The organism is Filobacillus milosensis, from assembly GCF_004402015.1.
GTDB classification, from domain to species: Bacteria; Bacillota; Bacilli; order Bacillales; family Alkalibacillaceae; genus Filobacillus; species Filobacillus milosensis.
In genome coordinates this window covers 1-300 of sequence record NZ_SOPW01000088.1, presented here as the reverse complement: position 1 = coordinate 300, position 300 = coordinate 1, and the positions used below count along the sequence as shown (strand labels likewise).

At 68.3% G+C, this 300-nt stretch carries 1 protein-coding gene; it reads left to right on the top strand.

Going from position 1 to position 300, the window contains the following annotated elements; translation table 11 throughout:
• On the top strand, nucleotides 1-300 hold a 300-nt coding region (locus E3U55_RS17670), incomplete at both ends, for an NHL repeat-containing protein (RefSeq protein WP_228547615.1).

Below are 300 nucleotides of genomic sequence, written 5' to 3'. Positions count from 1 at the left end.
GCCGCATGGGCAACGCCTTCGTCTCGGAGACCAGCCCGATCGTCGTCGGCGACTACAAGAACGACCCGGACGCGGAGGGCTACCTGCTGAATGCCGTCACGCTGATCGACACCGCCGCCGAGACCCTCGATGTCGTCGAGCTGCCTGCCGAGGTGCAGTACACCTTCCGCGACATCGCACGCGGCCCCGGCGACCTCGCTTACATCCTGTCGACCGACGGGCAGATCCACGTCCTCGACCCCGAGACGGGCGAGCTCACCGAGTCCTACCCCGTGATCGAGGCGTGGGAGGGTCCGGCCC